Origin of the sequence: Dyella monticola (assembly GCF_003363155.1) — a bacterium.
Taxonomy (GTDB): domain Bacteria; phylum Pseudomonadota; class Gammaproteobacteria; order Xanthomonadales; family Rhodanobacteraceae; genus Dyella_B; species Dyella_B monticola.
In genome coordinates this window covers 135,465-143,784 of sequence record NZ_QRBE01000002.1, presented here as the reverse complement: position 1 = coordinate 143,784, position 8,320 = coordinate 135,465, and the positions used below count along the sequence as shown (strand labels likewise).

Here is an 8,320-nt window from a genome sequence, read left to right as displayed (position 1 = left end):
AGCTCCGCCTGGGCAAAATACGCGGACGCCTTGCGCAGAATCTCGTTGGCCTGGCGCAGCTCGCGGACCTCGCGCTCCAATGCCTTCATGCGATCATGGTCGCTCGTGGTCAGGCCTTCGCGTTGTCCGGCGTTAACCTGTGCCTTGCGCACCCAGTTGTGCAACGTCTGCGGCGTGCAACCGAGCTTGGCGGCCACCGACTGGATCGTCGCCCACTCCGACGGATGATCAGGTTGATGCTCGCGCACCATGCGCACCGCTCGTTCGCGAACTTCCTTGGAATACGTTTGCTTTGTCACGGCTCCATCTTCTCAAGATTGGGAGCCTCCGATGAAGCCGGGGCGGTTCAGTCCATTTCAATAGACAAACATTCCCAATGTCCACTTAAGTGGACTTTTTTTTGTGACGAGCCTGCCGACAACCTTTTAAAGTTGCCCCATACAACAGCAGGAACAGGGACCATGGCTGTAGTTGAATGCGATATCAACGACGAACCGGAACGGCTTGAGGAAGGACTCTATCGGCAGATTAGCGATAGCTTTGCGGAGTCTCTCAGAAGGGCAATGGCCGTTGCCGGCGAATCAGACGATGGACACCCGAAGCGTGTCACGCAGCACGAGCTTTCGGCCCGTGCTCGTGTCGCTCGTTCAAGTCTTGCAAAGTACTTAGCCGGCGGTGAAAGCGCCAATCCGGATCTCAAGTCGCTATGCCGACTTGCGGACTCGCTAAATGTTCCTCCAGCCTTCCTCTTAATGCGTCCAGACGATTGGAAGCGATTGGCCGAAGCAGCGTTTCTGCTGACCAATGCGCTGCGAGATTCGGAGATTGAGGCATTGGCAACAGGGGCGGCATCGCACAAGTGTTCCCCGATTGATCGGGCCAAGACGGCGCTTAAGGTTGCCAAGCGCATCGGCCTTTCTTCTGATCCAACCAAAACGGCCAGCCCAAAGTCTGTCAATTCGGTCGAGCATGAGATTGATAAACTCAATGACCGACGGCGGCTAGGCGTCATTACAACTTGCGCACTTCCTCCACTCGGACGCATGACTGCAAGCTACAACGCCGTTTTGCTTTGTTTGTGTGCGAGCTTTGGCGCGACCACTATATAAGTCCTGGGATAACTATGATGAGCCTCTTAGCAGTCCTCAAAACCGCTGATGTCGATGATCTCGACATGCTAACCGACTACATTACCGACAAGGGTGAAGGTCGGTTGATGTTGGATCGCGACAATTGCAAGCGTTTGCTGTGCTGCAAAGCGGCCAGCCATTACGACATCTATGATCGCGAATTGATCGCCAACGAAATTCAGGCATTTGGCGGCAATACCCTGGTTAACTTGTTTCGCCGCCGCGGCGTTCCGTATGGCGAGTTGGTCCGTGACGTCGGCGAGCACCTTAAAGTCAATTTTAGTAAAAACGCCGCCGCGATCGACATTGAAGTCGCGATTTTGCAAAAAATCTTCAACGACGCGCTTGCTCGAATGTCTGACAGCGAAAGGATGCAGGTCCTCAGCGAACTCAACGTCGGCGAACTCACGGGATTGGGGCCTGTCAATGTCGCCACGCTATTGGCGGCGGGGAGGCTTGGTGGCTTTGAAACTTATAAGATGGCAGTCATCGTCGCCAACGCCATTGCCAAGTCACTGCTCGGTAGAGGTCTGTCGTTTACAACCAATGCGGGCCTCGCACGAGTGATCGGCATAACGTTGGGGCCGATCGGCTGGGTGCTGACGGGACTGTGGACCTTGGCCGATCTGGGTAGCCCTGCGTATCGCGTGACAGTACCTTGCGTGATCCAGATTGCTTACATGCGTCAAAAAGAAATGGCGAAAGCAGCGGGTCTTTCCGCAACAGCCCAGGCACGTGCTTTGACGGTACCACCCGAGGTGCCCGTAACGAAAACGACCTCGAAGAAGCCTCTTCATAAAGAGTCGCCTGTATCAAAGAGGCCGGTCGCCAAGAAGGCTTCCACCAAAAAGGCATCTATCAAAAAGGCTCTTACCAAGAAGTCCTCCACCAAGAGGGCCTCCTCCAAGAAGGCTACCAATGGGAAAACTCACTCAAAAGCATCGACCCGGCCTGTGGCAAAAAAAGCGACCTCAAGAAAAGTGACAAAGAAGGCCCCCGCGAGTAAGAAGTCCGGGAGAAAGAGTGGCACTGCATCGAAGAAGCATGCTAAGGCACAAAAACAGTAGGGGCTGGTTTCGGCTGACCACGTCAATCTCGAGCCGTTGGGTCCAGTCGCGATCAAAGTGATCAATAGAATTTACTTTTCATGCATGACCTATGGCCGGGCTTAGCTACGGCGCACAAATGACATAAGGAGATTCACCCATGTTCAAGATCATCGGCGCCACCGTCGTTTACGGCTTCGCGTTATTCGGGCTGGCCAAATATTTGGAGTTACGGCGTCCGAACGCTTGCGGCGAACAAGCATAAGGCGGAAAGCGCGATTGATATAGATGCGAGTTGAAACTTCGCTCGACATTAAGGCGCTTGCGTCCAGCTAAATCAGTAGCAAAACCTTTTCCAATAGGCTTTCTTTCGCCAGCGCATGTTTTTCGGCAAGGGGAAGGACCATCGTGCTCGAAGGAGAACGCAATGGTGCCTGTCCCTCGTTCGGGACTTTTTCTGCCATTGCGCTTAGAAGGTAACCCAAGGATGACGAATGGAACTAAATCCGTACACACAAGAGCGTAAAGCGGCCGCAGACAAACTGATCGCCCTGAACCAAGCGATTAAACGGGCCACCCTTGCACTGGAAGACTTCGACAGTCAGGGGACAACACGCTCCCTTGAAGCCGAGCTCGGCACAGAAGAGCAGAACGCCAAGTCAATTGAAAGGGACCTTGTACGCGCCCGAGCCAGTCAGGACGCGGCCGAGAAGTCTCTGAATGACTTTACCGCGACCCAGCCCGAGGTCGTTCAAAAGGCATCCTACTGGAAATACGTCCTTTCAGGAGGAATCGCGGCTGGCCTCATCGCTTCCGGCTTGGGAGCCGTCGCCGGTACGGCGATCCTCGCCGATTTGGGTATCGCCGCCGCTATCGGCGGCGCCGCTGGCGGGGTGGCCGGCGGCTACGGTGGCGTGCTCGGCGCTCAGGCAGCTAACAAATCAGCTGCGTTAAGAGCCAAAGAAGCCTGGGATGTAAGACGTGAAGAGCTACTTAAGGCATTTGTGCGGGAGCAGAGGGCAACAAGTGAGCTCGAACACGATTTGGCGGTGAGTTTGAGCCACATTTCGTCGTTGAGATCAGGCATTGCGGACGCTGAAGCACGGCACACTGCGCAATCACGCGCTGGCCTTGAAGACGACCTGACGAAGGCTAATGCCGAGCGAGATGCCTTTTATTTATCCGATTACAAGCCAACATTTGATCGCTGGACACAGGTCGATACAAAGATCCATCCGCATCTCGCTGAGATAGCACGGCTCGAAGACGAAATATCGGAAACCGAGAAGTTGCTTTTCGTGGCTCGCGAATTCGAAGCGGCGCTAGCTAACGCGACCAACTCTCTTGAGCGGGCGCGAGTGCACCGGAGCTGCGGTGCGCGTTTTGAAAGCCTCATTAAAGGAGCTAACCCGAGTAGTCCCGAGAAGGTCTACGGAAAGCTTTTTGCCGTCTTGAATCGCCAAGTTAGAGAAAGAGACAAGGAGATTGCGCTTGTTGGTCGGCTGGTCCGCGTCCATGTACTCAAGATTAACCGCGTGATCATCGACGGAAACAACCTCTGTAACGTTAGCCTTCCCCAAGCGATGCGTGCGAAGAAAACAAGCTCCTTCGTCGGTCTGGGTCCGGTGATTTCAGCCTCTAACGCCTTATTAGAGCAAGGATTTGAAGTAGTGGTGCTGTTTGACCCGGGTATCGGAAAGCCTCTCTTAAAATCAGGACAGATGCCAAAAGGCGCCGATGTTGAATCATGGATCAAAGCCAAAATTAGTAGCGCGGTCTCGGTATGCATTATTAGGAACAGCGCTGCTGATAATCCGGTTATCACGGAAGCCGAGCACCCCCGGTCTGCTGCCATTACGAAGGATGGCTATACGGAATTTCGAACGGAACGGAACCGCCACGCAGCCATTCGTGAGGAGCGCGTCTTTCCTTACTGGGTAACAAAGGATCCCGACCACAATGCGGGCATCGTCGAGATTGCGGCCTTCAACATCAAAGTGCCGTGGCAAGCGTGAGGCGGCGGAATCCGGCTTTTCGGTAGAATTTTTCGCGGGCGCAAGCGCGAAATTCCCTCAAACACATTTATGGAAAAAAACGAATTATGCGAAGGTTCCAGGCACCAATGCTCGGCAGCAGCCCCTTTGCACCGGCGCTTGCGGAAAGAATTTTGCACCGCTTCGGTCGTGATGGGTGGGGTGGCCTTGTAGAGCGCGTTTGTGCATTAGCACGTAGGGCCGAAATGGCTCGTAACGACACGGATGCAGAGCAATTTCTTGCTCAACTGGCGCTGGCCATGAGCCATGGCCAGATGCTCCCTAACAGTCCATTGCTCGTCAATTGCGCGGAGGCTGAGCCGCGGCTATTCGCTTGCTTTGCAGTGGACGTGGAAAAGCCGCAGGATGAATTTCTGGGCGCCTTTCGCTTTATCCACGATGGCATGGGAGGGGTCGGCTACACGCATAATGGAGACTCTCCAGGGTTCGTAGACCTTATTCGCCTGATCGATGATGACACCTGTGCGCACCAGCAAGGACGGCCGCGCCCGGCGAGTAACGCCGTAACAATGCCGATCGGGGGCGACCTCGACGCGTTTCTCGGATTGGCGGGTACCCTGGCCGTTACAAATATGAATGTGGCGCTATCCGATGCGTTCATGGCTTCGCTGCCAGGGAGCAGTGAGGCCCAGAATCAACTCGATGCGATCGCGCGTCGCATTCACGCGACGGGTCAGCCCGGCGTTGTCTTCTCCGACCGGATCGTGCGCGTCTCGCGAGATGCTCAAGCGCCATTTGCGGCGAATGTTTGTGGCGAGGCGCCGCTAGCCGTCGACGAGTCGGCTCTTCTCGCCTCAGTGAATATGGCCGCGTTCGTCAAAACGTCAGAGGATCATGTTCGTTCATTTGACGAGAAGGGGTTTGCGAGTTGTGCCGCCCTTTGTGTGCGGCTGCTTGATGGTGTGCACGATCTCCAAACACATGCCAGCGACCTCATTAAGCGCAACACGCTTGCTACACGCAAGGTTGGTGTGGGTATCATGGGCCTTGCCCATGCTCTTATGTTGTTGGGCATACCATACGGATCCGACGCGAGCCTTGATTTCGCCAGGCACCTAAGCGCGAGTCTCTATGAGGCAGCGCTCGCCGAGTCACAGCGGTTGGCTCATAACCTCGGCGCTTATCCGGCCTGGGCGCCAAGTCACGGAGCGCCGCGTCGAAATGCAAATCTGACGGCAATAGCGGGAACAGCAACTATCGCGTTGCTCGTGGGAACCTCATGCGGCATTGAGCCAATCTACTCGCACTATATTGCCCAGCGCGTTGTAGATAGAGATATCTTCGTTTTGGACAGCGCCGTGTCCTTCCTGCTTGCGGAACGGGGGATTGATCCGGTCATCGCACAGCAAAAACTCGCAGAGGGCAAAAGCCTGCGGGAAATTGCCGGCGACGATCTGGCCGACTTATGCCCAACCGCGCTTGAACTACCCGGTGAGCGACACATAGAGATGCAGGCCGCTCTGCAGTCTGCCATCGACTGTGGGATCACTAAGACGGTGAACTGTCCTGAAGAAACCACGGTCGATGAAATTCGCAACTGGCTTATTCACGCGCACGCCAGCGGATGCCTCGGACTCACGATCTATCGCAACCAATCTCTTCTCAATCAGCCGGTAAGTGCTGCGAGTCAATATGTCACTTCTGATCACATTTGATGGCCCTAAGGGCGTTGGAAAGACGACATTGGTCGCTCTTGTTCACCAACGGTTGCTCGCTGGGGGATACACGGTCGAGGCGCTCGTTGAAAAGAACCTGATGGATGAGATGTTAGGTCCGCCGTTAGGCGAAGCCTATAAGGCGCTGAAGAATTCACCTGGAGAGCGAAGCGAAACATATGTCGCCGACTTACATCGGCGCGGGCGGTTGCTGATTGGAGGGCGGCACCTGGACTCCTCACAAGCAGATATCGTGTTGCTTGACCGTTGGTACCCATCCGAGGCGGTATTCCGTCGCCACATTGACGTTGTGGCGGCAATCGACGCCAATTTACGCGATGGTGTATGCGTTCCAGATTTGGCGTTCGCCGTCACCTGCACGCCGGAAATTTCTTGGGAACGAGCGCACTCACGAGAGCGCAGTCTCGACAGTAAAGTAATTTTTAGCCTCGAAGAGCACCGCGGCTCGACTTTTCGTTTTGAACGCCTGGCAAAAAAATATGGCTGGCGCTTGCTTCGAAGTGAGGTAGCCGGTTCCAATGAGCTCAGTGATCAGGTAGTTGCCGCGATTGCCGCTCATTCGTAGAGCACCCCATCTCTTTATGAAGACGTACTCACCGAATCGAAGTCGAGGGATATGAAACTAGGGATCGATTTTGGAACCAGCTACTCGTCGGCAGCGGTATTCAATGATGGAAAGTTGGAAGTTATTAATTTCAACCGCGGCAGTCAATTTCGTACAGCCGCATACTTTCCCGAAAAGATTCCGTCACTTACGGATTACGAGCTCACGCCTCAGCTCAAGAAAATGGTGCAAGACCATCTTCGCCAGTCAAAGGCGGAGCATGCGAGAAACCTGAAGAGAGCCCAAGCGCTTCGACAACAGGCGATGGCCGAAAAGAACGCAAAACGTCGAGACGAGCAGCTCAGCATGATTTCCATGCCAGCCGAACGCTCGGAAGAGGAGTTAATTCGCGAAGCGGAGCGGGTTGTCCGACAACAATGGATCGATGAACAAGTTCGTCGAGCGCAAGGCGAGACAGGCAAGTCGAAGGATGCCTTATTCGGCGATGAGGCAATCGACGCCTTTTTGTCAGAGGGAACCGGGAGGCTCGTGCAGTCACCAAAGTCCATGCTTGGCTTTCAAATGGCCAATCACGTTCGCACCACAGTCACGGATATTGTCGCAAATGTATTCGACCACATACGAAGAAACGCGATAACCCAGCTGAAGGGCCCCGTGACCAGGGCGGTCGTCGGACGTCCAGTCGTTTTTAGGAGCTCGATGGGGGAGAGGGGCACAGCTCAGGCCTTGGACATCATCCGTAGAGCGGCAGTGAGTGTCGGTTTCGATGAAGTTCATTTCCTGGAAGAGCCTATCGCTGCCGCTATGGCCTATCACCGTGAATGTCGTGACCGCATGAGCGTGCTGATTTTTGATATTGGCGGCGGCACAACGGATTTCGCGTTCGTCGAATTAGGCGCGAATAAAAGGCCACGCGTGCTTGGCTCCTGGGGGATCCCTGTCGGGGGATCCGACGTCGACCGCGAATTTAGCCTTGCAGCGTTCATGCCTCTCTTCGGTAAAAATCAAACCAATGTTCCCAATAAGCACTACTTCGACGCCGCGGCAGTCACAGACGTTGTTCGTCAGGTCGATTTCCTGAAGCACAATTACAAGCAGCTAGATCCACCGTACGGCCCTCGGCTGCGAGCATTACAGGTTCCCGGAAAGACCAGTCAGCTTGGTCTCACTGTCGAACATTCGAAAATTCATCTATCCGAACACGACACAGCGGAGGCCAGAATTGACTACATTGAAGAGAATCTGGTCGCGACATCTACCCGGGAAGTTCTTCTTGCATGCTCCGACAGGATCCGCATCAATATGGAGCGAAAAATGGAAGAGATAAATCAAAGCATGGGCAAGGCTCCTGACGTGGTGTTTCTTACTGGCGGTATGTCAAGGTCGCCATTTATTGGCGAAATGGTCCGACGCCACTTCCCAGCGTCGCGAATAGTCAAAGGAAACGCTTCATTTGGCGTCGTAAATGGCCTGGCATGCGCTGCGAACGTGTGATTTCTTGGCGGCATTTTCGTCGCAACATCTCATGGAAGCAAGGTCACGCCCGTTCCGGCGATATCTAACTATGCGGCGGTTCGATGACTTATCGCTCATCGGACAGGACATTTGTTGCGAACGGAGTCGAGCCAAAAATTCTCGCTATCGTTTCCAAGTGCCCTTATTCCCTACGATCACACTCGCTGTGTTAGCGTGAGATAATGACCGTCATACATTTGATGAATGTTCATCTCTATAACGCGTGTTTGAAACATGGCGGTACGCATCGATTCGAAATAAGCGCCGATGAGATGCCTGGCTTGGGGCTACACCCTAATGCGCGTTTTGGGTTGCGTTTGACGTGCGAGGAAGC

7 protein-coding genes and 1 other annotated feature (1 of these 8 running past the window's edge) are annotated in these 8,320 nt (G+C 54.4%); of the genes, 6 read left to right on the top strand and 1 reads right to left on the bottom strand.

The window, feature by feature from the left end; all coding sequences use genetic code 11:
- Positions 1-24: a sequence feature (AL1L pseudoknot), on the bottom strand (it extends 70 nt beyond the left edge of the window).
- On the bottom strand, positions 1-251 hold a 251-nt coding region (locus tag DWU98_RS22170), incomplete at its 3' end, for a transposase (protein WP_230474719.1). Its footprint overlaps the feature before it by 24 nt.
- 210 nt (positions 252-461) lie before the next feature.
- Between DWU98_RS22170 and DWU98_RS04525 the strand changes: the two genes are divergently transcribed.
- The 6 genes from DWU98_RS04525 (at position 462) to DWU98_RS04500 (ending at position 7,965) form a co-directional block, all read left to right on the top strand.
- The gene (locus tag DWU98_RS04525) at positions 462-1,109 is read left to right on the top strand and encodes a helix-turn-helix domain-containing protein (RefSeq protein ID WP_158544963.1); all 648 of its coding nucleotides are present in this window, start codon (positions 462-464) and stop codon (positions 1,107-1,109) included.
- 14 nt (positions 1,110-1,123) lie between these two features.
- Positions 1,124-2,197, top strand: coding sequence for a YaaW family protein (locus DWU98_RS04520; RefSeq protein ID WP_115494311.1), 1,074 nt, complete (start codon positions 1,124-1,126; stop codon positions 2,195-2,197).
- Between the two features lie 473 nt (positions 2,198-2,670).
- Positions 2,671-4,191: a hypothetical protein gene (locus DWU98_RS04515; RefSeq protein ID WP_115494310.1), complete on the top strand. Its 1,521-nt coding sequence runs from the start codon at positions 2,671-2,673 to the stop codon at positions 4,189-4,191.
- A 107-nt stretch (positions 4,192-4,298) separates the two neighbouring features.
- Positions 4,299-5,885, top strand: coding sequence for a hypothetical protein (locus tag DWU98_RS04510; protein ID WP_158544962.1), 1,587 nt, complete (start codon positions 4,299-4,301; stop codon positions 5,883-5,885).
- Positions 5,863-6,471: a nucleoside/nucleotide kinase family protein gene (locus DWU98_RS04505; protein ID WP_115494308.1), complete on the top strand. Its 609-nt coding sequence runs from the start codon at positions 5,863-5,865 to the stop codon at positions 6,469-6,471. Before DWU98_RS04510 ends, DWU98_RS04505 begins: the two co-directional genes overlap by 23 nt.
- A 51-nt stretch (positions 6,472-6,522) precedes the next feature.
- A complete protein-coding gene (locus DWU98_RS04500; protein ID WP_115494307.1) occupies positions 6,523-7,965 on the top strand; it encodes an Hsp70 family protein in 1,443 nt (480 codons plus the stop codon).
- Positions 7,966-8,320 lie beyond the last annotated feature (355 nt).